Annotated in this window: 1 protein-coding gene; it reads right to left on the bottom strand. The window is 67.9% G+C overall.

Going from position 1 to position 221, the window contains the following annotated elements; all coding sequences use genetic code 11:
- A partial coding sequence (locus tag BK665_RS33660; RefSeq protein ID WP_511261985.1) for a thiamine pyrophosphate-binding protein occupies positions 1-221 on the bottom strand: 221 nt, incomplete at both ends.

Raw genomic sequence — 221 nt, forward strand, 5'->3', positions numbered from 1 at the left:
TTCGCCGCTCAGGCGACGGATCAGTTGGTTGGCTTCGGTCGGGAACGCGGCGGGGTAACCGGCAAAACGCTGGTCCCACTCGGCTTCGGCGGCGCGGCCTTTTTCCTCGGCATCCCACTCGGCGTAGATGTCGGCCGGGATTTCGAACGGGCCGTGGTTCCATTTCAGCGCAGCGCGGGTCAGGGCGACTTCCGCGTCACCCAGCGGGGCGCCGTGGCAGT

Origin of the sequence: Pseudomonas frederiksbergensis (assembly GCF_003732665.1) — a bacterium.
Taxonomy (GTDB): Bacteria; Pseudomonadota; Gammaproteobacteria; order Pseudomonadales; family Pseudomonadaceae; genus Aquipseudomonas; species Aquipseudomonas frederiksbergensis_G.